Genomic DNA, 24,791 nt, shown 5'->3' with positions numbered 1-24,791 from the left:
GGAATCCCCAGTTCCATTGAGCGTCTAATTCAGTGTCGATAGAAACGCCTGTTGGAGCAAAATCCAGATCTAATGTAACATCGTTATCGGTCATTGTTTGCAATACTAATGCCTGGCCGCCAATGTCCCATCCAGTGCTTGGGCAAGGAACAGTAACATTACCTGGTGTGCAAACAGGACCCATAGTCCCTGCAAACAGTGAACTGCTGCCCAAAGCTAAAATAGCTAAAGTTGTTTTCTTTAAACTTAACATGCTTATGTCTCCGCATAAATTATTATTATTTCCTATTTCATTGATAACTCTCTACTAGGAGTTGTCATTAGCATGCCTTCGTCGCTTCAGGTCGATGCATGCAACAGTGTGAGTATTAGCAGTGGAATAGAATAAGTCAAGAAGATTTAATAAAAAAATTTAATATTTTTCAAGTAGATATGCCTTTTTTATTCATTGGATATCTTTTTTGAGCAGCATGGCAATTCTTTGGATTTTTCTGCACCAGTTGTTCTCATGGCATCTCAATCCAGAAACTTGGGTCACAAAGGGCAGAACAAGGTTTATTACTATAGTGAATATATTAAAACTTGCAAACACTTTTTTTATTAAATTCCTCAATTAACAAAATAAATTGAGTTATTTTCTTCCCCTGCTTATTTCTTAACAAGAGTAATAACGACCCTGCGATTTGCTGCCCGCCCTGCGTCTGTATCATTTCTTGCTATCGGATCCAGCTCACCAACCCAGGTTACATAAAGTTTTTCTTTAGGCACCCCAAGTTTTAGGAGATAATTTTTGACTTCACGGGCTCTTTCTTCAGATATTGCATTGTTATATCCTTTACGACCATTTGCATCAGCATAACCAATCACTCTTATTTCTTTTATTTGAGGATCTGCATCCACATATCGAGCAATCCGACGCAATTGTTCCTTATAAGCATCAGTCAAATCCCTTCCATCTTCTTTATAATGAAACACACTCTCCCTTATTTGTTGATAATCAAATGGCAACAGATTTCCAATACACTCTTGATACCGTGAGTAGGGTTTCTGAAATCCGACTGGTGAGAGGGCAACTGTTGTGGTGAAACCGGTTTCGGCACGATAACTGAAATTTGGTTCATATCCTTTCAATAAAAATGCCAGCAGTTTCAAAGCAGCCTCGCGTTTGAGATAAAGGCCGAATTCGCCCGGTTTGACTACCATTTGCCCTATCAATGCTGGAGGAACTTCCGGTTTCCAGACGGGGGCTTTTATAAAGATTTTTCCAGGGAGAAACCGTTGTACTTCATCCCAAGTACGCAAAATAAAATGAGGCGGTTTTGCCGCATATTGTTCGAAATAGGCGATGCCGTAATTTGGAATAGTAAGTGATAACCCGCATCGGATTGGATTGCGGCTAACACGCCATCCCTTTGCCCCTAATGGGTTTGCAAAATGCATTTGCGTCATTGAATAACCCGAGCTAAGTGTCAGTAAGGCACTCAAGGCAATGCTTGTTAGAAATTGTCCTTTGTGATCTACAAATGCCATCTTTTTTTCATTCCTGCAGCTTTTTTCGTGATATCCTTAGATATCGGCAAAAACGCAGGAATCTTTACTATGCAAACTCTAATAATTACTCGTCCTGACGATTGGCATGTCCATCTGCGGGATAACGAGATGCTGCAACATACGGTACCCGATAGCGCACAACATTTTGCTCGTGCGTTAATCATGCCGAATCTTAAACCGGCTCTGACTACATTACGCTCCCTTGACGAGTACAGAAACAGAATTTTGCAGGCGCTTCCTGAAGGAAATGCTTTTGAACCTTATATGACTTTTTATCTAAACGACTCGGTGCATGCCGAGGAATTTCACCTTGCAGCCGCAATCCCGTACATCCTGGGAGCGAAACTGTATCCTGCGGGGGCGACAACAAACTCGGAAGCCGGGGCAAAATCGCTCAAGGATCTTTATCCGCTCCTTGAAGTCATGCAGAACAATAATCTGGTACTGCAAATCCATGGGGAAGTGACTCATAGTGATATTTTTGAACGTGAATCTTTATTTATTGATGAGTACTTAAAGCCCATTGTCACCAACTTCCCCAAGCTAAGGATTGTCCTGGAGCATATATCGACCCAGGCTGCGGTTGACTATGTAACCGAAGCTCCGGCAACTGTCACCGCGACAATTACCCCTCATCATTTATTATATAATCGAAATAAATTGCTCGCTGGCGGACTCAGGCCGCACTATTACTGTTTACCTGTCTTGAAACATGAAAACGATCAAAAAGCGTTGCAGCATGCTGCCTGCAGCGGCAACCCCAAGTTTTTTGCAGGAACAGACAGTGCACCACACAGTGTAAGTGCAAAAGAGAGTGCCTGTGGCTGTGCCGGAATTTACTCTGCTCCATTCGCGCTCGCTTTATACGCTCAGGTCTTTGATGAAATGGGTCAACTCAAACAACTTAATGATTTTCTCAGTCGTTTTGGCGCTGAATTTTATCAATTACCTATCAATGAACAACGCCTTGAATTGATTAAATCCCCGCAAACGATACCCGATTTCCTACCTTTTGGTTCCAGTCAGGTCGTTCCCATTGCTGCCGGGGAAACCATTCAATGGAGTGTGCATGAACTTGCCTAAAAATTTCCCCTGCATGAACTTAAAAGAACGCTTTCGGGGTTTTCTACCTGTGGTTATCGATGTAGAAACCGCAGGGGTAGATCCCTACAAAAATGCCTTGCTGGAAATGTGTATTGTCCTCATTTTAATGGATGAACAAGGCAATCTTTACCGGGGTGCCAGTTATTTTGAACATATTTTACCTTTTCATGGGGCCGAACTGGATGAGAAATCTCTGGAGTTCAATCAAATTGATCCCTACCAACCGCTACGTTTTGCCATAGATGAAAAATCAGCTTTGGAAAATCTGTTTAAACCTATTTTTGCGGCGCTCAAGAAAACCCAATGCCAGCGCGCCGTCTTGGTCGGCCATAATGCCTGGTTTGATTTATTGTTTATCAAGGAAGCAATTAAAAGAACGGGGGTCAAATCGCCATTCCATGCCTTCACTTGCTTTGATACCGCAACACTTGGTGGATTCATTTTTGGACAAACGGTTTTAGCCAAAGCGGCACAGGCAGCAGGAATCCAATTTGATGCTCAGGAAGCACATTCAGCTATTTATGACGCAGAAAAAACAGCAGATTTGTTCTGCCACATGGTTAACCTGTGGAAAGGTATGCGGGAAAAGAAATAATTTGGATGGAAGAGAGTTAGAAGGCATAACAATAAATTCCCGGGCCACTGCATGCAGCACCCGGGTTTATCAACAGTTTACAATGTTTCAGAATGCTCGGATAAATAAGCAGCAACCCCTTCTGTGGACGCTTTCATCCCGGCTTTACCTTTTTGCCAGCCAGCAGGACACACTTCACCATTCTCTTCAAAGTGTTGTACTGCATCAATAATTCTTATAAGTTCATCCATATTACGGCCAATTGGCAAATCATTAACGATTTGTGAACGAACCATGCCATTCGTATCGATGATGAATGCACCGCGGAAAGCAACACCTGCCGCTGGATGCTCAACACCATAAGATTGGCAAATACTATGGTTTATATCAGCTGCCATAGTAAATCGAACAGGTCCTATACCTCCCTTATTTACAGGAGTATTTCTGTACGCATTATGCGTAAAGTGTGAATCAATAGATACAGCAACCACTTCAACATTACGGCTTTTGAATTCTTCGATACGATGATCCAAAGCAATCAATTCAGAAGGGCATACAAAAGTAAAATCAAGAGGATAAAAAAACACGAGACCATACTTACCTTTTAAATGCTCGTGTAAATTAAATTTATCCATAATTTCACCATTAGCCATAACAGCAGCTACGGTAAAATCAGGGGCTTTGCGTCCCACTAATACACTCATTCTATGATCTCCATCATTATAGTTATATTTATGATATTTTACGCTGTTATCGCATCTCGCAGCATGGTTTCCAATTCGCCTTGTTGGAATAACTCAGCAATGATATCGGAACCACCGATTAACTCTCCCTTCACATACAATTGAGGAAAAGTAGGCCAATCAGAATACTGAGGTAACGTTTGGCGAATATCAGGATTGGCGAGCACATCTACATAGGCAAAATCTACACCACACGCCTCGATGCATTGTACCGCACGCGCAGAAAACCCGCATTGGGGCATTTTCGGCGAGCCTTTCATATAAAGCAGAATCGCATTATCTGCTATTTGCTTTTTAATTTTTTCTAAAGTATCCACGCACACACCTTAAATTGTAAAATGAATTACACCATTATCGCGAAAACCCGTAAGGGCCGCAACCAATAAAATTTTTTAGCAGGATAGAGTAACAGATCCTGCTCTAAAAGCCAACTAATGCTCCATTTGATCTAATAATACACAATAAAAATCTTAAAAAACGTTCCCTGTTGCAAATTAATTCCGCTAATTTTCCGCCAATGAACAGAGTAATTATCCACTGAATACTGCTTTTTTTTACATTATGGATAATCTTCATTGAATATCATAGCCTTCCTGCTACACTTATCCCCCAGAATAAAAAAATTGGAGATTAGGATGACCTTTACATTGCCTGAATTACCTTACGCCAAAGACGCGTTGGAACCCCATATTTCCCGTGAAACACTCGAATATCATTATGGCAAGCATCATCAAGCTTATGTCACTAATTTGAATAAATTAATTCCCGGGACTGAATTCGAGTCCATGAATCTGGAAGAGATCATCAAGAAATCAAAAGGCGGGATCTTTAACAACGCGGCACAAGTTTGGAATCACACATTTTATTGGCATTGCCTAAGCCCTAACGGTGGCAATGAACCCCAAGGCAAATTAGCCGAAGCGCTTAACAAGCATTTTGGCTCGTTTAGTGAGTTTAAAGAAAAATTTACCCAAACTGCGATCTCTACGTTTGGTTCTGGATGGGCTTGGCTTGTACAAGAAGATAATGGCGATCTAAAAATTATCAGCACAAGCAACGCAGGTACACCAATGACTGAGGGCTTAACTGCCTTATTGACTTGCGATGTGTGGGAACATGCGTATTATATCGACTATCGAAATGCACGTCCTGATTACGTCTCAGCATTCTGGAAGTTGGTCAACTGGGATTTTGTATCCAGCAATATGAAATAAATGAATTCTTTTTACTGAGCAACTTGCTGCTCATGTAGCGTGAAAAAGAAAGTTATGGCTATAATGTGCTCTCACCTTATCTCTCCCTTCCGGGAGAGATAATTATGAGTGGAGATCCTTCAGTTTTAAGGAAAATATTATGGCTTTAATTACAAGTTACAATCCCATGCCGATAACTTTTACTCATGGAGAAGGAGTTTGGTTGTATGACGAACAAGGAAAAGCCTATCTTGACGGTTTGAGCGGGATAGCGGTTTGCGGTCTAGGACATGCCCATCCTGAGGTAACAGAAACGATACAGCGGCAAGCGGCTAAACTCATCCATACGTCCAACACCTTCCACATAAAAGAACAAGAATTACTCGCAAAAAAACTCACCGCCATGACGGGAATGGAGCAGGCTTTTTTTGCCAATTCAGGCGCTGAAGCCAACGAAGCAGCCATCAAGCTAACCCGCCTTTTTGGCCATAAAAAGGGAATAGAAACTCCTTCGATCATTGTTATGGAAAGAGCATTTCATGGCCGCACTATGGCAACTTTAACGGCATCAGGAAGCAGAAAAGTACAAGCAGGTTTTGAGCCTCTGGTACCGGGATTTATTCGCGCTCCTTTTAATGATTTAGAAGCCATACACACTATTGCTGCAAATAGAGAAGATGTTGTTGCGGTAATGCTGGAACCGATTCAGGGAGAAGGTGGAATTTATGCTGCAGAAGAAAGTTATCTTCGCGCTCTTGCCAAACTCTGTGAACAACATGACTGGATGCTTATTCTCGATGAGATTCAAACTGGAAATGGCCGGACAGGAAAACTTTTTACCTACATGCACTATGATATACAACCTGATGTCCTTACTACAGCCAAAGGTTTGGGGAACGGGATGCCTATAGGTGCTTGCCTGATGAGTAAGCGGGCAAAAGACTTGTTTAAACCAGGAAATCATGGCTCGACTTTTGGCGGAAATCCCCTGGCGTGCGCGACCGCGCTTACTGTATTGGAGATCATAGAGCGCGATAAAATTTGTGAAAAGGTTACCAAAAATAGTGCCTTGCTCATGGAAAAATTAATCAAGAATCTTGGTGAACATCCAGGTGTAAAAGGAATTCGCGGTAAAGGTTATATGATTGGCATTGAACTCGATCGACCTGCTATGGATGCCCGTTTACTGGGACTTGCCAATGGCATTTTGTTTAATGTGACGGCCGATACTGTAGTACGGCTTTTACCCCCATTGATTATTACCGAAAAGGAAATTGATGAATTGGTTCACCGCTTAACCCTAACCATCAATCAATTTATTCAAAGTTAATGCAGCCTCTCTGGTCTGGGCTCACCACAGCAGAGCCCAGATTCTGCATCCATAAAAAATTAAGCTGCTTTTTCTTAAGTTTTACTGCAAGTTGTCTTGTTGCATCAATTCAAAAAAATCGATAATCGTGTCATGTATTTTTGTCAATGTTTGATTCTGGGACTTAAGATGCAAGCAAGTATCTTGTCCTCCCTCTGCCTTCTTTAATTTTTGGCAAATAAGATCATACATATGAGAATCCAATTTCTTTAATTCCGTCAAACTTTGATTAATTTTTTCAAGGAGCGTTATTTTTTTATTTTTCCTGGAGGCAAGTAACCTGTTCTCCAATCGGTCCATCAATTCATGCAACTCATGTTCCCTGCCACTACAGGTAATACGCATGAAGCCATCGTGTTTGGACAAACCAAAATAAGACAATGGGGTGATCATCACATTGTCTTGGAATAATAAATAATATGCCAATTCCTCATCGGTGCTGACCCTACCTGTTTTCTGTAACACCCGCGCTGCGTCCTTTGGCAAAGATAAACCAAACATGTCGCTAAAATCGGCAAGAACATAGAAAGTGGCTTCTACATGATATAAGGGATCTGGCATTGCAGCCCCCATGTTTTTCAAACGCTCGACTACATATTCCACCTTTTTTTTATAAAACGCGGCGATACTCTTTTTTTCTTCCACTCCAAAATTTGCCATCGTTTCGGCATAGGCTGCTTGTGCCGAGCGGGGCGCATGAATAAAATAGCTGATATTTTTATTAAGCATTTCATTCATCAAACTGGATTCAAATACTAACAGTATTGCCATCCGTTCCCCTGCTGCAGACAAGGCTTTGGTTGCTGAACGCAAGATGACCACGCGTTCTTTTAAATCAGGGGCAATTTTTAAAAAGGAAGGCATCTCTAAAAAGCTCATCTCGGTATAAGCTTCATCAAAAATAATGTACAAATCCGGATACTGGCGCAAAACCTCAGCAATTTTTATTAATTCCCCTTCATCAATGATATTCCCCAAAGGATTTGATGGGTTACAAATCAATAGGGCTTTCGGCCAGCCATGATCCATTTCAGCTAACGTATAAGCCTCTTTGATACTTTCCTCTACGGCTTGGGCCGTGAGTTTATATCCAGGTTCATCCATGACATGAATGGGGTGCAAACAATGGGAAGGATTATTGGAGTATGCACTGTAATAAGGGAATGGAGTGATAATTCGGTATCCTGGCACATCTTCATAATGCGTATTAAAGGTTTCAAATAATACGCGTAAGGCTCCGATACCGCCTACCGTAAACAAAATATTCTCTGCCTTTATTTCCGCTTCATACCACTGCGCCATAATATCAGCCATTAATTTTCGGGGAGCGTAATCGCCTCGTGGATCCCCATAATCAATGGCAATATCCTCTTCGACCTGCTGGGACTCTATTCGCCATTTTTTCGTTAAATCATCCAGCCTTTGCCAATAAGATAGATAGGAGGCAATTGTATGAGAATTTATGGGATAAGTGGGCTTCCCAAGACCTGCGAAGATTAATTTTTTAGCTGCAGGTAAATCCTGGGTTTCATCCTTTAAGGTATTTGCCCAGAGTGCCAACAGCATAACCTTTTCGATTTTATTAGCACAATGTCCATCAGGGGTTAACATAATCTCACCAGATAATAAACGAGCCCTATTATACCAGAATGCAAATAAAACATAGCATCGATTTTCAGAACAGTTTAATCAATAAAAATCCTGTTTTAATAGAAAATTAGAGTTTATTTAACTATGCTATGCTTAAAAATATAAATACTTCTTTGGTTTTATGTGGATTTGAATTCCAATTGGCAAAACCCTGGAATACGTAACTCTGCGTATTTTAAGATTTGGGGATTCGACATGCGCTAAATCAGAAAATATTATTTATGGAAGAAAATGGCCCAGAAAGATATATCCAACTCAACCAATTTGGCAGCTGATTTAGCAGCATTGCAGGAAAAAATCCATCAATTGGAAGCCCAATACATCCAGTTAAAAAATCTGCTTAATGCGTTGCCTGGGGATATCTACTGGAAAGATTTAAATGGTGTATGGGCCGGGATGAACCAACGATGTGTTGAAAGTCTCTACCGCATGAAATTTATTAAAGATTGCAACGAAAATGAGGTGATTGGTAAAACGGATTATGAGCTGTTTAGCCAACAAAGTGCTGATCTTTTTCGTGCTAACGATCTGGAAGTAGTCGAAAAAAATGTTGAATTGTCGCGAGAGGAAAAAACCCTTCTGCCCTCCGGCGAAGAAGTGATTTTACTTTCTACCAAAAGACCTTTGCTGGATAAATACGGAAAAACTGTAGGCATAGTAGGCAATACCATTGATATTACTTACCTAAAAAAAATTGAAATCGAACTCACCAAAGCCAAAGATAAAGCGGAAGCAGCGAATCGTGCCAAGGATGAGTTCATTCGCCATATGAGCCACGATATTCGTACGCCGCTTAGCGGAATAATCGGGATGTCGAATGTTCTGGAGCAAGAGGCACAAAATTTTCAGGAAAAAGAGCATGCCCACATGATCCATATTAGCGGCGAGCGTCTTTTGGCCCTGCTTAACGGAGTCCTCGATATTGTTGCAACAGGTAAGCAGCAGGAAAACGTAGTAAATGAATCCGTATGTAATGTTCATGATTTGATTCGCAGCATCACCGATCTTGAGTTTCCAACTATATCCTTAAAAAAATTGGAATTATTAGTAAGCATTGATCTCAATACTCCCGAATGGATAATTACTGATGCGGAAAAATTGCATCGAATTTTATTAAATTTGTTAGGAAATGCAGTAAAATTCACTGAAAAAGGTTTTGTTGAAATTGGCGTGAAACCAAAATCCTTTGGCCATGGAAAAACATTCCTGGAGTTTTTTGTTAAAGACACGGGGCCAGGTATTAAACCTAAAGACAAGGATAAAATTTTTAAAAGATTTTACCGTGCAGTACCTGCTGATCAGGGAATTTACTCCGGGCATGGCGTAGGTTTGCATATAGTGAAGCGATACACGCAATTATTAAAAGGAAAGATACGCGTCGATTCAATACCTCATACGGGGACTGTATTCACCCTCACAATTCCAGTGCTCCTTACAGAAAAACCCGCAGAGGAGCAGAACCCTACTGCGCTGCCGGTGAAAAAAAATAGTTTGGAGAAAGAAAATAATCCACCTTTTGTACTGCTTATCGAAGATAACGCGATTGCCTTAAAAATGATAGAACATCTTTTGCAACAATTTGGCATTCGGTTTTTATCGGCGGCTACGGGAAGCAAAGCCCTGGAGTTATTCCAGTTGCATCAATTTGACTGGATATTAAGCGACATTGGCCTGCCTGATACCACCGGGATAAATCTGGCAAAACAATTTCGTTTACATGAACAATCCCATAATCGGTCTCGCACGCCAATCATTGGATTGACAGCCCATACGGCAACGGATGTGGAAAATGAATGTTTGCAAGCGGGAATGGACCGGGTGATTACAAAACCTCTTCGCAGCAATATGCTGGAAGAGCTCGTTCGTCATTACAGCAACCCCGAACTATCCCCTCCTGTTTTAACTTCCACCAAGGAAGAGCTCCTGGGGATCAATGAATATCCGTTATTTGATATGGTCCATGGTATAAACAATTTGGGTTCAGAAATCGCCCTCAAGCAAATACTGCCGCTCTTCATTGAAGAAAATACCAAAGATTTAATAAAAACAACGCAAGCGTGGGAAAAACAAGATCTCATCGAGATTCACAAGATAACGCATAAAATGAAAAGTAGCGCCCTTTATTGCGGTACCATTCGTATGCGGCATGCATGTGAGGCCTTGGAAAAACATTTTCAAAATAATCCGAAACTGTATCCGCAAACACTGTACCAGCAATTTCTCCAGATCCATCAGGAAACCATTGCAGCAATAAAGAATTGGATACATCAATGAGCCTATCGCACTTCCCGCAATCCTTGGGTATTAAAAATGGCTTTTTAAAAGCGGAATTTAAAGAAAAAATTGACAGTGACTTCAAACCCGGGATTAATCCGGTTACCATATATCCAAAATGTCTCAAAAGAATGTGCCGCAAATGAATATTCTTGATACTCTTATATACGAAGTGGACAGCGCCTTACGTACTTTATTTCCCCCGGCCAAACGTATGAGTACACGTCCTTCACCCGCAGAACAACTTTCTGATACCCAACTGACCTCAAAAGAAAAAAAACATGTTGCCGGGCTTATGCGTGTCAATCATGCAGGAGAAGTTTGTGCCCAAGCCTTGTACCAAGGTCAAGCGTTAACTGCGCAATTAACCCATATAAAAAAGCAAATGAGTGATGCCGCAGCTGAAGAAATCGATCATTTAGCCTGGTGTGAAGCACGACTGACCGAGTTAGGCTCACAACCGAGCAGATTAAACGCTTTTTGGTATGGGGGATCTCTTCTGCTGGGCGCCATTGCAGGTTTGGCCGGAGATAAAGTCAGTCTGGGTTTTGTCGCAGAAACCGAGCGCCAGGTCTCTGCCCATCTCCAATCTCATTTGGATAAATTGCCCATAGACGATAAAAAATCCCAAGCAATTCTTAGTAAAATGAAAGAAGACGAAGAGCAGCATGCAACTGCTGCATTGAATGCCGGCGCGATTGAACTTCCTTATCTTGTGAAACAGTTAATGGGAGTTGTCTCTAAATTAATGACGCGCAGCAGTTACTATGTATAATAGCCTGATTCATAAAACGGAGCAAAATCCGAAATCAAGAGGTTAAATTCCTGGGAGTTAAGCTTTTTAGACTAGGCAAAGTTTGGACGCAAGGAAAATATCGGATATGGACTCAGCCTTTTTATTTACACTCTTTGTTATCTTGATGGCCTATGTTTTTGATTTTATTAATGGCTTTCATGATGCAGCAAATTCTATTGCAACTATTGTTACCACTAAAGTCCTGACTCCGAGGCAAGCAGTAATCTGGGCTGCTTTTTTCAATTTTATTGCATTTCTAGTTTTCAATCTTACTGTGGCAAAAACCATTGGCAGTGGATTGATTGATAATGATTTTGTTGACGCCCATTTTATTTTAGCTACCCTCATTGGCGCAATATTCTGGAATCTAGTCACCTGGTATTATGGCCTTCCTTCCAGCTCATCGCATGCACTTATTGGGGGATTGGCTGGTGCTGCAATAGCCAAAGGAGGGTTTTCATCACTTAAGCTTACAGGTTTTCTTAAAGTTCTTGGCGGAATTTTCATCTCCCCTGCGCTTGGCTTGTGTATTGCGCTTCTCGTTACCTACTTATTTAAAAAATTGATACGCAATAAAAACAAAACTGAATTCAAACTCTTCAAAGGATTTCAGTTATGTTCCTCTGCATTACTTAGCTTGACCCACGGCAGTAATGATGGACAAAAAACCATGGGGATTATTTCTATACTGCTTTTTTCATCAGCATGGATAGAAGGTCCATTTTATGTCCCCTTCTGGGTAGTCATCACCTGTCAGGCAGCGATTAGCCTTGGTACTTTGGCCGGGGGATGGCGTATCGTACGCACCATGGGCACGAAAATAACCAAACTCGATCCTCTAAAAGGCTGTGCTGCAGAAACGGGGGCGGCCATCTCGCTTTTTATAGCAACTCATTGCGGCATTCCTGTCTCCACCACTCATACTGTGACTGGATCTATTGCGGGAGTCGGTTTAGCTAATGGAGTTGATGGACCTCATTGGCCGGTAATCAAAAAGATTTTCTTCTCCTGGCTAATTACCATTCCCGCAGCAGGAATTATTTCTGCGGCATTGGTATTAAGCCATATTTAATCCTGTTTTTTGGCCAACGCACTGTGGGAGTACCCGTATATAAAATAAAGAACGAGTCCTATAGCCATCCAAATCACAAAACGCATGAGCGTAATAAAAGGCAAATTAATAATTAAATAAAGACAAGTGGCCATTCCCAGAATAGGGACATAGGGTATCGCCGGAGTTTTGAAGGGGCGGTGCATCTCAGGATTTTTGTAACGTAAATACAAAACGCCAGCACAAACAATAAAAAAGGCAAATAAAGTTCCTACATTCACTAACTCGGCCAATACATCCATAGAAATAAATGCAGCCAGTGAGATCATTAGAATACCGCATAAAAAAATAACCCTTACAGGCGTGTGGGTATATGAATTTGTTTTGGAGAAAATTTTGGGTAAAAGACCATCGCGGGTCATCGCTAACACGATTCGGGTTAAACCATAAAACAATACCAGCATGACCGTAGTCAAACCTGCTACGGCACCCACACTGATCAAACTGGCTGCTGATTTATATCCTAAAGCCAATAAAGCATGGCTGATGGGAGAGGCGACATCGAGTGTGCTGTAGTGAGCTATCCCGGTTAATAATCCTGCAACAATAATATATAAAATAGTGCAGATGAATAAGGAGCCAATTATGCCAATAGGTAAATCCCGTTGCGGGTTAATCGCCTCCTCCGCAGCCGTAGAGACTGCATCAAATCCAATATATGCAAAAAATATTAATGATGCCCCTTTAATAACTCCTTCCCAGCCAAAAGGTAAAAATGGCGACCAATTCGGTAGTCGAACCTCTCCTGAGGCAATCACAATAAAAAGTAAAACCACAAAAAGCTTGATCATCACCATCATATTGTTAACCCGCGTACTTGATTTCACACCCCACATCAGTAAAGCGGTTAAAATGGCAATAATCACACACGCCAACAGATTAAAAATCCCGCCTTGTGACGGTCCATACAAGAAGTCTTTAGGGATATGGATTTTTATTGCCAGGAGGAAATCATTGGCATAACTGCTCCATCCAACAGAAACTGCCGAGACCGAAATTGCATATTCCAGCAATAAGTCCCACCCTACAATCCAGGCGATTAATTCACCAAAACCGGCATAAGCATAACCATAAGCACTGCCGCAGCCGCCTATTGATGAAGCCAGTTCAGCGTATGATAAAGCGGAAAAGACGCATGCAAACCCTGCGATTATATAAGAAAAAATAACCCCCGGACCTGCATCCCTGGCTGCCACAATCCCAGTCAAAATAAAGATTCCTGCCCCAATAATGGCGCCTATACCCAGAAGGGTCAAATCAAAAGCTGATAAACACTTAACAAGATGTGATTCACCTTCCAATGATGTATTGATCTCTTTTTTACGAAACAAGTCCATGTTATGCTCACACCTTATATTTTATAAAAAATAAGCAAGAATGCTCCAAATCACAAATAGGAAACCCTGATCTAAATTATATTGGTAGTATAAACCCCGCTTAGGTTTTTAAATTAAATGAAAAACTTTATCTTAGGAATGATCATTATTGATCTATTAACACTGTTTTCTTTTAATGCTTACAGTAGTAATCCATCCCTAATTTCTTCTCAAACTTTATCTTATAACAAAACTCATGAAATACACACCACTGAGGTAAATGCCCCGCAAGAACAAAAAGACCCTAATACGAGTTTGAACCCGGAAGAGCCCAAAGGCTGTAAATATTGGCTTCCTTTGTTTAAGCCTCTTTGTCGTCGCTTACATCAGACCTGGACTGAGGGAAATACCGATCTTTATCTTTCCGGCTATGCCTGGCACAACCGCTTTACCTATTCCCCCGAAAGAATTCGGGAAAAAAAATACAATGAACTTGCCTGGGGGGGAGGACTTGGAAAAGGATTTTTTGATGAAAAGGGAAATTGGCACGGCCTTTATGCATTTGCTTTCCTTGATTCACATCGTAACGTAGAGCCCACCGCGGGCTACGCCTACTTAAAAGTAGCGCATCTGACTAAAGATTTTGGAGCGGGATTGGGATTTTCAGTGTTGGTTACGGCACGTCCCGATATTTTGCATAACATTCCTTTCCCGGGAGCAGTCCCCTGGGCCGGGGTATTTTATAAGAAACTTTCCCTCAAGGCAGCCTACATACCGGGCTCATCCACGAATGGTAATGTGCTTTATATTGTCGGAACTTATTCGTTTGATAAATAAACTTATGGCAGTGGAGCAAAGCGAAACCGGATTTTATTGAATTTCGCCCCCCTTATCGCCATCTGCAGACAACTGCTTTTTTCAAGAGAATGTGCTATGTTTTAATAACTTCTATCAGAATCTTTTTAAAATGAAATCATTTATTGAACAAGCACAGTTTTATGCAGCCTATCATCAAAACGTCAAAACCCGTTATACTCACATGGCTGGAGTTCCTCTAATTATTTTATCTTTGATGATTTTGCTAGGCTTCATAAAAATCATTATGCCAGGTGTTTTTGCAACGGACCTTGCCTGCTTGGGGACCTTAATCGCTTTAATTTACTATTTTCGTTTAAATTGGCAGCTCGCTTTGGCACTAACGCCCATCATGATCCTTCTCCTGATGATCGCTAATTGGTTTAGCCAGGACGGTCCTACAACCCTGGGCATATGGGCTTTTGTAGTTTTTTTTGTCATAGGTTGGGGATTGCAATTTTATGGTCATTACCTGGAAGGCAAAAAGCCGGCATTTATGGATAATCTAAGCCAGGCCCTCATTGCACCTTTGTTTCTGGTCGCAGAACTGTTTTTCATGGCTGGACTCATGCACTCTCTAAAGGTGCAAATATACGGTACTGAAAAAGATACTTTATAGTTCTCTCGGTTGGATTTGAAACTGCTTAAGGGTCGGTCGAAACTCAGCGTACCTCCCTTACCGCATTCCATCCAAATTCAACCGTTTTACGAAAAATCGCGGACGCAATCTTTATTCCTGCCCTTCAGAGTAGATCGTTTTACTTTCCAAATGAATCTTACGAAAAAACTGGTGGATAAGCGGAGAAAGGATTATTACCATAATCGCAATAAATGCCAGCCCGCTAAATAAGGCATAACATCCCGCAAAGATTTTTCCAGAAATGGTGACCAAGCTGGAGGCAGGTCCCATCCCGGAAAGTATCATGGCAGCGTTCATGAACGAATCGACCCACGACATTTTTTCCCAATGATGATATCCCAACATCCCTACAAAGAGTGCTGCAGCCGTCATCAATAACCCAAAGAATGCATTACGCATCATATGCTGGTATACATTAGCGGGTGTCAAGATATTCTTTTTCCTTCTCTTTTTCATGTTTACTCCCTGTATGCGAATCCAGTTCAAGTAGGGGCAAATTGCGTCATCATTATTTTAAAACAGTGATGAATTTTTTGGTTTCGCTTAAAGTCCTGATCTATAGTTTGCGCACTGATATCTTGAACCGAATACTTTTCCTTGAGTAGCGGCTCCAGTTTAAATTGCCGCAAATTGGTTGAAAAATACAAAACACCATTAGGATTTAACAATCGCATTGCCGAGTTCACCAAAACAACATGATCCCGTTGAATGTCCAAGGTATCAGTCATACGTTTGGAATTGGAAAAACTGGGGGGATCTAGAAAAATAACATCAAAACGCTCGCGGGTCACTCTCATCCATTCACGACAATCAGCCTGCACAAACTGGTGTTTGGATAAATCAAGATGATTGAGTTTGAAATTGTCTTCAGCCCAGCGTAAATAAGTATTGGAAAGATCGACATTGGTGGTTAATGCGCCAGCTAATGCGGCATGTACACTGGCGCTGGCGGTATAACAAAAACAATTAAGAAAACGTGTTCCAGGTTTTAATTGGGCGAAATTTAAGCGCATAATGCGATGGTCTAAAAATAAACCTGTATCCAGATAATCGTATAAATTAACTTTTAATTTGGCTTGACCTTCAGTAACAACCATCGATTTTTGACTTTGTCCTAATTTTTGATATTGCTCACGGCCCTTTTGTGGCTTCCGTTGTTTTACTATTAAATGATTGGGTTCTAATTTTAATAACCTGGGAACAACTTGCATTACTTCCAGACTACGTTTCTCTGCTTTATGAGCTGGAATGCTTGCAGGAGCAGCGTATTCCTGAAGCACGGCATAATCATTATACACGTCAATTGCATAGGCATATTCAGGTAAATCTGCATCATATATACGAAAGCAGGAAATATTGTTTTTTGTTGCCCATTTTTGCAGATGACGGTAATTTTTTTCCAGTCGGTTAAGAAGCATCTGGGCACTCTCAGACAAAGCAGCATTGCTCAACCCCCCTTTAAGTTCATTGGCGCTATGAATGTCCAAACAATAAAGCTTGCATTCCAGGGCTCCGTTATAAAGGGTATATTGTTTACTGGCACGTAATCCTAAAGACTTTGCTAGAATAGGGTTTGAAGTCAAAACGGCTGCCTTCCAGCCCTGATAATGTGCATGCAAAACTTTACCCAGCTGCTGATAGAGAGGAACCAGATGGGTTACATCGCTTAGACGCTCACCATAAGGTGGATTACATACGACCAGTCCTTTGGTTGTTGACGCTTCAATTTCTTTTAGTGCTTGCGTTTTGAATTCTACCAGGGGGGCAACACCTGCACGTTCGGCATTTGCCCGCGCTATGGTAATGATTTGGTGGTCTGCATCAGTACCTAATAAAGTTACTGGTACAGGTTTAACTTGTTGCAAGGCTTCTACCCGCATTTTTTCCCATAATGAGGATTGATGCTGCGCCCAATACTGCAAGGACTGATCTTGCCGCAATAAACCAGGGGCAATATGCGCTGCCATCATTGCTGCTTCAATCACCAAAGTTCCGGCACCACAAAAAGGATCATGCAACGCATATCCTTTAGCAGCCAATTCTGGCCATTTGGCCCGCATCAGTAGTGCAGCCGCGACATTTTCCTTTAAAGGAGCAGCCCCTGCTTTGCGGCGATATCCCCTTTGATGCAAGCTGTATCCCGTAAGGTCAAAACTTACGGTGACGACGTCATTTTTTAAATAAGCATGAATAAGGATTTGCGGGTTTTCCTTATCCACAGACGGACGGCTATGATTGAGCCGGCGGAAATGATCAACGATTCCGTCTTTGACTACCTGCGCGCCAAACATGGTATTGCGAATCTGCTCGGAGGAGCCATGGAACTCGATGGCAATGGTTTTATCCTGTGAAAACACGGTTTGCCAATGAAATTGGGTACACAGCTGGTGGAGTGCTTGTTCATTACCAGCATATCCACTAAAAAGAATTAATTGCACCCGATTGGCTATTCTTGACCAGAGACATAATTTATATAGAGTCAATAAATTAGCTTCCCCATAAACCCCTTGCGGATTGACGCGGGTAACCATCAAGCCTAAAGCTTTTAATTCTTCTTCTAATAAATATTCAAGCCCGCGGGGGCAACTTATGAATAAAGAATAGTTCATTCTATGGATGACCTCAAATAGCGGAATAATGCTTTAGCAGCGCCGGAGTTTTTTTCTTTCTGTTGATCATCAACAGCTTTTTTGATGAGTTGTCTTAAATGCTGAACATCTTCCGGATGATAAGCTTCTACAAATGCAGTTAAAGCGTCTTTACCGCCGTTGATCAATCGATCACGCCAATGCTCCACTTCATGGAAAGATGCAGTTTGGGCACTTTCTTCCGCAAGCAAACTCTCATAGGCAGCTAAAATTTCTTCATAATCGGCAGCACGCATCAATTTTCCAATTAATTGAGCTTGCCTTCTTTTAGCACCATGACTCTTAATTGCCTTAGCTTCAATAATTGCTTTGTATAAATTTTCGGGAAGGGGCAGTAAATCAAGTTTGGCTAAACTTAAGTCAATCATTTTTACGCCCATTTTCTGCAAAAAATCGGCTTCTCTTTTTTTCTGTGATTTACTAACTGGTTCGTCCATAGGGAATTCTTTAACCTTAAAATGTGGCCATCATACTATATACTTTACACCCTCACCAAATGAGCGTGTAAAGTAGGGATTATTATTCTGCAGCTACAAGAGGGGATGGTCTTGGAGTTTGAACAAAATTTTTGCTGGGTCTTGATTGCAAATAGCTGCGGCCTACAGCAAAGAAATTATAAATCAGGATGAATAGCAAAAGTAGATGCAGCCAGGTAATGGTTAACTGCATAAAGACTGGGATAGTGATCAGAACGCCTAAACAACCGGAAAGACTCAGAATCAAGGTTTTCTTTAACGGGATTTTATTGTGTTTTAAAAACACCAAAGTAGTTAAGGGTTGCTGCATGGCTCCAGCAGTGGTCATAATTGGGAAAGCTACTGCAGGGGAAATATTCATCAGGAAGAGCACCCCTTGTACCATTACAAATAATCCCACACCTACTGAAGTTAAAGCACCGCAAACCACCATTGCCAGGAAACCTATTATTAATTTCCAGGAGCTTAATTCCGTTAACTCACCTCCAACAGGTAATAAACGGAACTGGTGTGAAATTAAGAGGAGGATAATCAGCGCAAAACAGCAAATCATCGCCAACCGAATCGCTTGCTTACTTAAGTGACTCACGACAAAACCACCCAGTAGGCCGCCGACACAGGTCCCCATAACTAGAGTGAGGAGGGTTGTTAAATCCACATCAATCAAACCCATGAAAAACAAGGACTCGATAGTACCGGGAATAACCTGTGCTCCATTATTCACAGCAGGCATTTCATCATCGCGGAAGGTACCCATCATTTTTGCCAGGGTGACATTCACAGCAAAACTACCGATACCCAAAGTGTCGGCGATAAAAGCAATTACTCCGCTGATGCCTAGTTTCAGGTATTGCATTAAAGATAAAGGTTCAGCGGGCTGACGAAAGAGCTTGAAAACCATCACGGCTACGCAAAGCAGGCTTAACACCAAAATGCTTAGAGTGATAAAAAAGATGACCATTTAGCTCCCAACCTAAATAAATATTGAACCGATAATTATATACTAATTCCACTGTCCAGCAAATAACATGCAGAGCAAAAAAAGCGCTTTGTGAATTAAGCAGAGACAGAAATTCGGCTGCACCCTATTCTTAAAAAAAAATGACGCATTTATGCATCGAAAGAGCCGGCTAAATTCAGAAGCCAGGCATAAACCTCGCTGCTGAATTTCCCTGGCGAAAGAGATATTAAATCATCCGGCAACTGTGAGTATCCACTCCGACTTGATCAAATACGGATTTGACCATTTTGTGATTTACATTTAAATCCTTTGCAGCATAAAGTACTCCACAAGCACCTTTAATAAAGTTGGTTGTCGGCGTCCAATATTTACTATTGGCAATAATCATCATCTGATATGCCTGTTTGATCCCTATGTTCTTGGCCAATAAATAAAACGCTTTATTAAATATTCCACTTGCTGTGTGCACAATAAAACTTTGTCTTTCTTGAGGATTAGGAATACGGGATTTAGCATAGGCAACCAATTCAGGATAACTAATGGCGCAATAGGCCCCATGACTTTGGGCCAAATTCTTGTCCAAACAATCAGCGGAACTGCCATCTGAAGATGGAAAATCCATAAAGCGTAATGCTTTGCCAAAAGAATCGCGGACTATAGTTTCGCCAATTCCCCATGTTACCGTATCTGGCTCCAAATAAAGTTTATTATAAAGTTGGGGAAATTTTTCCAGAAGATAAGCACGTGCTGCTTGCCCGGCCATATCAGATAGGGATTCATTTAGGGCTCCGGACTCATCATGGTATTCAAGACCCGAATGTTGTTCGGTAAAACCATGGGTGACTTCATGCCCTGCTACGTCTAGAGAAACCAGGGGATAAAAGTCCTCCCCATCGCCAAAAGACATGAACTGTCCGTCCCAAAATGCATTATCATAATGTTGTCCAAAATGTACACGCATAACTAACTGCATTGATGTACCATCGGGATTTTGTAATGCATTGATCCCATACCAGTCCTTATACATATCCACGATAGTCTGGCCAAAATAATAGGCATCATTGGTTGGGGAAAACGCCCCATTAATGTTTTCTTCTACATTATTGCTGCAGGGATATTGAAAAGGCGTGCTCAAAAGATCATTCCAATCCCAGGCAAATTCCAGATTAACCAGTTTTACCTTGCTTGTATTCATGATGCATTGGCTTCCCTGCTGGAACACTTCCAAAAAAGGTAAGCCATCTTTTCCATACCAATACTCGTGGACCTTTTCATTTCCACCAGGACCAGCATCCAGATAATTTTTTATATTATTCCATTGCTCGAGGATATCGCCAGTGTGTGCATCGATGATAAAAATTGGCAGTGCCGGCTTATTATCGCCCTGGTTTGTTTTAAATGATACTTGGTAAACCAGCTTCAATTCATTCTGATTTGCCCTGATTTGCAGCTCGCCTAACTCCTCATAAACAGGCATGGGGGAATTAAAACTAAACCAGGATTTTTTAGCCAGTTCAATGGCCTGATTTGGACTCAGCGCGGGTTGAATATTCAGTTGAATGTCATTGAGCAAATGTCCGTTAACTTGTGCATCCTCTTTAGTGACCATAATTTGCGCACCCACAACAGGGATTCCCCGATACATCTGTTGGTAGCGCATGATGGTTTTTGCGTGCTCCTGGGTCTGATTGATTTGCCGCAAAGTATTTTTTTCTTCTTTTGAAATCGCTGCAAAAGGTGCAGTCATTTTAGTTGTTTTTTTTAGTGAAAATTGCTTCAAACTGCTTAAGGGAGCCTGATATAAATCCAACTCGGTTACCGCAAATGCATCATAAGTGATAAAAACAAGAGAAATACCCAGAAGTTTTTTTATCATAAAAAGCACCAAAAAAATTACAATAGCAGCATAATGGCATGAAAATAAACAACCCACAAGCTAAGTGTGTGAATTTTGTTCTACTGAGAACCTGATAAAATAAACGTTTATTTTTCAATAAATCAATCACTATAAACCATACTCTTGCAAAATGGACGGGGCCTGTATATGGTTGCATAATCTACGCGCCTGTTACTTATAAGGATAAAATTCATGCGTTGCTTTATATCAAAACGACTCTATTTTGCTCTGCTTTTCATTTTGCCTTTACACCTCATATGGGCTGCGGCTACGGCAGGAGAACTGGCCACCCTAAGCATTAATAGCGAAGATACCGTTGGGGTTTGCGCTACTTCCCTGCAAAATTGCGTCATCCAGATTAGCCTGAATCGCCCTCAGTGCCTTCCTAAACCAGGTGCAGTTACCATAACGAACAATTCCAAAATCGTCGCCAAGAATATCCGGGCTTCTTCTTCAGACAGTAACTTTATTAATTATGTTATACAAAATAATGGCTGCCCTTCCTCGTTATCGCCGGGACAAAGTTGTACGATTTCCTTCTTTACCAATACTTCCATAGCTTTTTTAATTTCGAATGTATTAGTTAAAGGTACAAACACTAGCTCGACCTTTTTCGATATGCGGGCATTGACCTGTGTTAGCTCCCAGGCAAGATTGAGCGCCTCGCCAACTTCCGTCAATTTAACCTACGCTGGTGCCTCCAAAAGCGTTACGGTGACCAATAGTGGAAATGCAGGTGCAAATAATGTACAGGCTACATTCAATTCCCCCAGTCTTGGCATTTCAGTAACCAGTAATTGTCCTTCTGTCTTGGCTCCCAATGCCTCTTGCCAATTCACATTCACCCCCGGACCCAATGCAGGCAGTACTTCAGTAACTATTGCAGGCTCTAACACCGTAAACTCAGTAACGATAGGGATTACTGAAACAATTCCGCAAGCAACCCTCAGCGTCTCCCCCACAACACTGAATATCCACGCAGGAGGTGAAACGCAATCCGTAACCGTAACCAATATTGGTACTCTAGATGCATCAGTGGTGCAGGCCTCTCTAGCACCTTCGCCTTCTCTAAATATCGTCGTCACCAATAGCTGTCCAAGCTCCCTAGCCCCAAACACTTCATGCCAAATTACCTTTCAATCAGGCAATGTTACAGGAACTACCACAGCAACAATTTTTGGCGCGAACACCTCAAACTCCATTCCGGTTACCATCAATGTTATCCCGGTTGCTGCCACCACAATCTCTGTGCCTACGACTGCTATTATCCCCCTGGATGATCCTGCGGGGATTAATGTTACCGTTTTGAACCTAACCAGCAATCCAGCCTATAACGTGAAAATAAATTTACCTTCAGCCTGGACAACGGTCAGTAGTACAACGTGTCCTGTTATCGGAGGTAATGGTTCATGTACTATAAACATTGCTTCCAACGCTTTTTCACCTGCTGTTGCCCAAGGCGGAATATTAGTTGATGGAGATAATATCAGTTCTCCCCCTAGCATCGCCTTAGCATTTTCTTATTTTGATTATTTAATTTATTCTGTACAAGGCCTATTCAATATTTATGTAGTAAAGGATGTTGATGAGAGTTCTGGCTATGTCTGGAGTCTAAATACAACTTCTATTCCTGGCATCACCGAAACGTCTACTGTAAGTGGGGGCGATGTATGCGATGGCGCCACGGATGGATCCTGTGATACCAATCAAATTTTCTCTTTTTATCAACCCCCCGCCACACCTCCTGATAATGCCGCTACGTTATGTTATCAAATTACAAACGACAATAGCGGCTCAGTAATGCAAGGGACGTGGTATTTACCGGCAATCTGTGAGCTGGGAATATATACTCCAAGTTTACCAAACAGCTCAAATGCGGGTTGTCCCAGCGGCATAGAAAATATTTTTTCAAACCTATATAGTTTAGGATTTTTGACGGACTTGACGGGCCGATATTGGAGCTCTACGGAATACAGCAGCCCCCAAAGCAATGCCTGGTATCAGGAGTTTTTTGGCAATCAACAAAGTACCCAGGGAGTTGAAGTCAGGCCTAGCCTCCACCGTGTGCGCTGTGTTCGGGCGTTTCTCACGGTTTAATCGGAAAATAACTTTAGGATCAACAGGATGATTATTAAATGCATAACCCTCTTTTTTCTTAGCCTATATGCTTTTTTTTCTCCAGCTCAGGCAGGGATGATCGAACGATATCTACAAAAGATAAATGAAGAAAAAACTCCTTTGCTTGCGGAGCAAACCATTAAGCTCGGTTACTTCAAACAATTAATTGATCATAATAATCCTGGAACAGGTAATTTTTACCAGCGTTACTATATAGATGAATCCTATGGACCTGAAATGGATGCGCCGGTGTTTTTTTATATTTGCGGTGAAGCTGCGTGTAGCAAACGTGCTTTAAATGGTGCAATCAGAAATTACGCACAGAAATTCCATGCCAAACTGGTTGCCCTCGAACATCGTTATTATGGGGATAGTTTACCTTTTAATACCTTGTCCACGGAACACTTGCGTTTTTTAACTACAGAAGCAGCTTTAGATGATCTGGCTGCTTTTCAACGTCATTTAAAAAATGAAAGAAACTGGAATGGAAAATGGGTTGCCTTTGGCGGTTCTTACCCTGGCTCATTATCAGCTTATTATCGTTTAAAATTTCCCTATCTGGTTGTAGGTGCCTTAGCCTCATCAGCCCCTGTAATGGCAAAAGAAGATTTTATTGAATATGACGCCCATGTCACCCAGGTTGCCGGCCTCAAATGCGCCGCTCAAATGCGCGAGGCAGTCAACGAAGTAGAGGCAAGCTTGTCGGATGCAGCGAAATGGAAAGAAATGAAGGAACTATTTGAGGCATCCGCCGTGGATGATCCAGTGGATTTTTTATATTTAATTGCCGATACAGGTGCGGCCGCAGTGCAATATGGGATGCGTGACGAATTTTGTACCCGTCTGGCAACAAGCCCCACTCCGCTTCAAGGCTATGCTGAATTTGCTAAAAATTTATATAAAGCCATGCATATTAATGCAGTAGAGATGACAGCACAAGGAGCCATGAGTGAAAATCCAGCTGCTTATAAGGACGGTTTGGGAATGCGCCAATGGTACTATCAATCGTGCAAAGAGTATGGTTATTGGCAAAATGCCCATCCCAATCCTGCTTTTTCTACCCGCTCTTCATTAATAAACCTGGACTACCATCATAAAATATGTGAGCGCTTGTTTGGCCTAACCCAACCGGTTAACACCGAAGAAATCAATAATACTTTATACATCCCTTTAATGGACACTTTAACTTCCAATATTTATTTTACGAACGGGGAAAACGATCCGTGGTCTACTTTGTCTTTGGCAGAAAAAAATGGGAATGCGATTAATCCCAAATTAACTTATCACTTAATCCAGGGAGCAGCTCATTGCGATGATTTACATTCTCCCTCTGCGATTGACTCAGATTCATTAAGGGAGGCTCGCAAAACAATGGAGATATTATTAGCCAACTGGCTTAAAAAAGATTGAAATCCACATTTCCCCAGCATTTTCTTCAAGGGAGTAAAACAATTTAGAGATGTTTTACTCCCTAATTTTAGCGAGTAAGCAAGAACAATCCTTCGTGCGCTGGAG

General features: G+C 41.6%; 22 protein-coding genes. 11 read left to right on the top strand and 11 right to left on the bottom strand.

Going from position 1 to position 24,791, the window contains the following annotated elements:
• Both KYQ_RS18090 and KYQ_RS00210 read right to left on the bottom strand, forming a co-directional pair.
• The coding region (locus tag KYQ_RS18090; protein WP_035748814.1) for an Lpg1974 family pore-forming outer membrane protein at nt 1-253 on the bottom strand (253 nt) is incomplete at its 3' end.
• Between the two features lie 395 nt (nt 254-648).
• Nucleotides 649-1,530 carry a flagellar protein MotY gene (locus KYQ_RS00210; protein ID WP_010652167.1) on the bottom strand — a complete coding sequence of 294 codons (882 nt, stop codon included), beginning with the start codon at nt 1,528-1,530 and terminating at the stop codon, nt 649-651.
• 69 nt (nt 1,531-1,599) lie between these two features.
• Here KYQ_RS00210 and pyrC point away from each other — a divergent pair, with 69 nt between their 5' ends.
• The gene (pyrC, locus tag KYQ_RS00205) at nt 1,600-2,634 is read left to right on the top strand and encodes a dihydroorotase (protein ID WP_019349427.1); all 1,035 of its coding nucleotides are present in this window, start codon (nt 1,600-1,602) and stop codon (nt 2,632-2,634) included.
• On the top strand, nt 2,621-3,250 hold the full coding sequence (gene rnt / locus KYQ_RS00200; RefSeq protein WP_019349426.1) for a ribonuclease T: 630 nt from the start codon (nt 2,621-2,623) through the stop codon (nt 3,248-3,250). Before pyrC ends, rnt begins: the two co-directional genes overlap by 14 nt.
• A gap of 77 nt (nt 3,251-3,327) precedes the next feature.
• Here rnt and KYQ_RS00195 read toward each other — a convergent pair whose 3' ends face one another.
• Nucleotides 3,328-3,933 carry a peroxiredoxin gene (locus KYQ_RS00195; RefSeq protein ID WP_010652160.1) on the bottom strand — a complete coding sequence of 202 codons (606 nt, stop codon included), beginning with the start codon at nt 3,931-3,933 and terminating at the stop codon, nt 3,328-3,330.
• 38 nt (nt 3,934-3,971) lie between these two features.
• Nucleotides 3,972-4,289 (bottom strand): Grx4 family monothiol glutaredoxin, encoded by a 318-nt coding sequence (gene grxD / locus KYQ_RS00190; protein WP_010652159.1) that lies wholly within the window; start codon nt 4,287-4,289, stop codon nt 3,972-3,974.
• Nucleotides 4,290-4,607: 318 nt separating this feature from the next.
• On the opposite strand from grxD, the gene sodB reads away from it, so the two are divergent.
• Complete coding sequence (gene sodB, locus KYQ_RS00180; RefSeq protein WP_010652157.1) at nt 4,608-5,186, top strand: superoxide dismutase [Fe]; 579 nt, start codon at nt 4,608-4,610, stop codon at nt 5,184-5,186.
• A 139-nt stretch (nt 5,187-5,325) separates the two neighbouring features.
• A complete protein-coding gene (locus tag KYQ_RS00175; protein WP_019349424.1) occupies nt 5,326-6,495 on the top strand; it encodes an aspartate aminotransferase family protein in 1,170 nt (389 codons plus the stop codon).
• An 81-nt stretch (nt 6,496-6,576) separates the two neighbouring features.
• Here the strand turns inward: KYQ_RS00175 and KYQ_RS00170 are convergent, their stop codons facing one another.
• Nucleotides 6,577-8,145 carry a pyridoxal phosphate-dependent aminotransferase gene (locus tag KYQ_RS00170; RefSeq protein ID WP_019349423.1) on the bottom strand — a complete coding sequence of 523 codons (1,569 nt, stop codon included), beginning with the start codon at nt 8,143-8,145 and terminating at the stop codon, nt 6,577-6,579.
• A 270-nt stretch (nt 8,146-8,415) separates the two neighbouring features.
• Here KYQ_RS00170 and KYQ_RS00165 point away from each other — a divergent pair, with 270 nt between their 5' ends.
• The 3 genes from KYQ_RS00165 to KYQ_RS00150 all read left to right on the top strand — a co-directional run bounded on the left by KYQ_RS00165 (nt 8,416) and on the right by KYQ_RS00150 (nt 12,326).
• Nucleotides 8,416-10,458, top strand: coding sequence for an ATP-binding protein (locus KYQ_RS00165; protein WP_010652153.1), 2,043 nt, complete (start codon nt 8,416-8,418; stop codon nt 10,456-10,458).
• Nucleotides 10,459-10,600: 142 nt separating this feature from the next.
• On the top strand, nt 10,601-11,233 hold the full coding sequence (coq7, locus tag KYQ_RS00155; RefSeq protein ID WP_010652152.1) for a 2-polyprenyl-3-methyl-6-methoxy-1,4-benzoquinone monooxygenase: 633 nt from the start codon (nt 10,601-10,603) through the stop codon (nt 11,231-11,233).
• Nucleotides 11,234-11,339: 106 nt separating this feature from the next.
• The gene (locus KYQ_RS00150) at nt 11,340-12,326 is read left to right on the top strand and encodes an inorganic phosphate transporter (RefSeq protein ID WP_010652151.1); all 987 of its coding nucleotides are present in this window, start codon (nt 11,340-11,342) and stop codon (nt 12,324-12,326) included.
• On the opposite strand, the gene KYQ_RS00145 is transcribed toward KYQ_RS00150, so the two are convergent.
• Nucleotides 12,323-13,702 carry an amino acid permease gene (locus tag KYQ_RS00145; RefSeq protein ID WP_010652150.1) on the bottom strand — a complete coding sequence of 460 codons (1,380 nt, stop codon included), beginning with the start codon at nt 13,700-13,702 and terminating at the stop codon, nt 12,323-12,325. The two genes, KYQ_RS00150 and KYQ_RS00145, sit on opposite strands and share 4 nt — an antisense overlap.
• 117 nt (nt 13,703-13,819) lie before the next feature.
• On the opposite strand from KYQ_RS00145, the gene pagP reads away from it, so the two are divergent.
• Together pagP and KYQ_RS00135 are read left to right on the top strand one after the other, a co-directional pair.
• Nucleotides 13,820-14,518, top strand: coding sequence for a lipid IV(A) palmitoyltransferase PagP (gene pagP / locus KYQ_RS00140; RefSeq protein WP_010652149.1), 699 nt, complete (start codon nt 13,820-13,822; stop codon nt 14,516-14,518).
• A 130-nt stretch (nt 14,519-14,648) separates the two neighbouring features.
• The gene (locus KYQ_RS00135; protein WP_010652147.1) at nt 14,649-15,155 is read left to right on the top strand and encodes an Mpo1 family 2-hydroxy fatty acid dioxygenase; all 507 of its coding nucleotides are present in this window, start codon (nt 14,649-14,651) and stop codon (nt 15,153-15,155) included.
• Nucleotides 15,156-15,266: 111 nt separating this feature from the next.
• Here KYQ_RS00135 and KYQ_RS00130 read toward each other — a convergent pair whose 3' ends face one another.
• The 5 genes from KYQ_RS00130 to KYQ_RS00110 all read right to left on the bottom strand — a co-directional run bounded on the left by KYQ_RS00130 (nt 15,267) and on the right by KYQ_RS00110 (nt 21,137).
• Nucleotides 15,267-15,632 carry a hypothetical protein gene (locus tag KYQ_RS00130; protein WP_010652145.1) on the bottom strand — a complete coding sequence of 122 codons (366 nt, stop codon included), beginning with the start codon at nt 15,630-15,632 and terminating at the stop codon, nt 15,267-15,269.
• A 26-nt stretch (nt 15,633-15,658) separates the two neighbouring features.
• Nucleotides 15,659-17,785, bottom strand: coding sequence for a bifunctional 23S rRNA (guanine(2069)-N(7))-methyltransferase RlmK/23S rRNA (guanine(2445)-N(2))-methyltransferase RlmL (rlmKL, locus tag KYQ_RS00125; protein ID WP_010652143.1), 2,127 nt, complete (start codon nt 17,783-17,785; stop codon nt 15,659-15,661).
• Nucleotides 17,782-18,261, bottom strand: coding sequence for a ribosome biogenesis factor YjgA (gene yjgA / locus KYQ_RS00120; protein WP_010652141.1), 480 nt, complete (start codon nt 18,259-18,261; stop codon nt 17,782-17,784). The genes rlmKL and yjgA overlap by 4 nt, the downstream gene beginning before the upstream one ends.
• A gap of 82 nt (nt 18,262-18,343) precedes the next feature.
• Entirely contained in the window at nt 18,344-19,261 is a 918-nt protein-coding gene (locus KYQ_RS00115) for a sulfite exporter TauE/SafE family protein (RefSeq protein ID WP_010652140.1), read from the bottom strand.
• 226 nt (nt 19,262-19,487) lie between these two features.
• A complete protein-coding gene (locus KYQ_RS00110) occupies nt 19,488-21,137 on the bottom strand; it encodes a M4 family metallopeptidase (protein ID WP_010652138.1) in 1,650 nt (549 codons plus the stop codon).
• Nucleotides 21,138-21,350: 213 nt separating this feature from the next.
• Between KYQ_RS00110 and KYQ_RS18620 the strand changes: the two genes are divergently transcribed.
• Nucleotides 21,351-23,255: a DUF1566 domain-containing protein gene (locus KYQ_RS18620; RefSeq protein WP_019349421.1), complete on the top strand. Its 1,905-nt coding sequence runs from the start codon at nt 21,351-21,353 to the stop codon at nt 23,253-23,255.
• 27 nt (nt 23,256-23,282) lie between these two features.
• Nucleotides 23,283-24,686 carry a S28 family serine protease gene (locus tag KYQ_RS00100; protein WP_010652136.1) on the top strand — a complete coding sequence of 468 codons (1,404 nt, stop codon included), beginning with the start codon at nt 23,283-23,285 and terminating at the stop codon, nt 24,684-24,686.
• Nucleotides 24,687-24,791: the final 105 nt, after the last annotated feature.

The sequence above is a fragment of the Fluoribacter dumoffii NY 23 genome, from assembly GCF_000236165.1.
GTDB lineage: Bacteria > Pseudomonadota > Gammaproteobacteria > Legionellales > Legionellaceae > Legionella > Legionella dumoffii.
The sequence above is the reverse complement of the archived record's forward strand: the minus strand, read 5'-3'. Positions and strand labels throughout refer to the sequence as shown.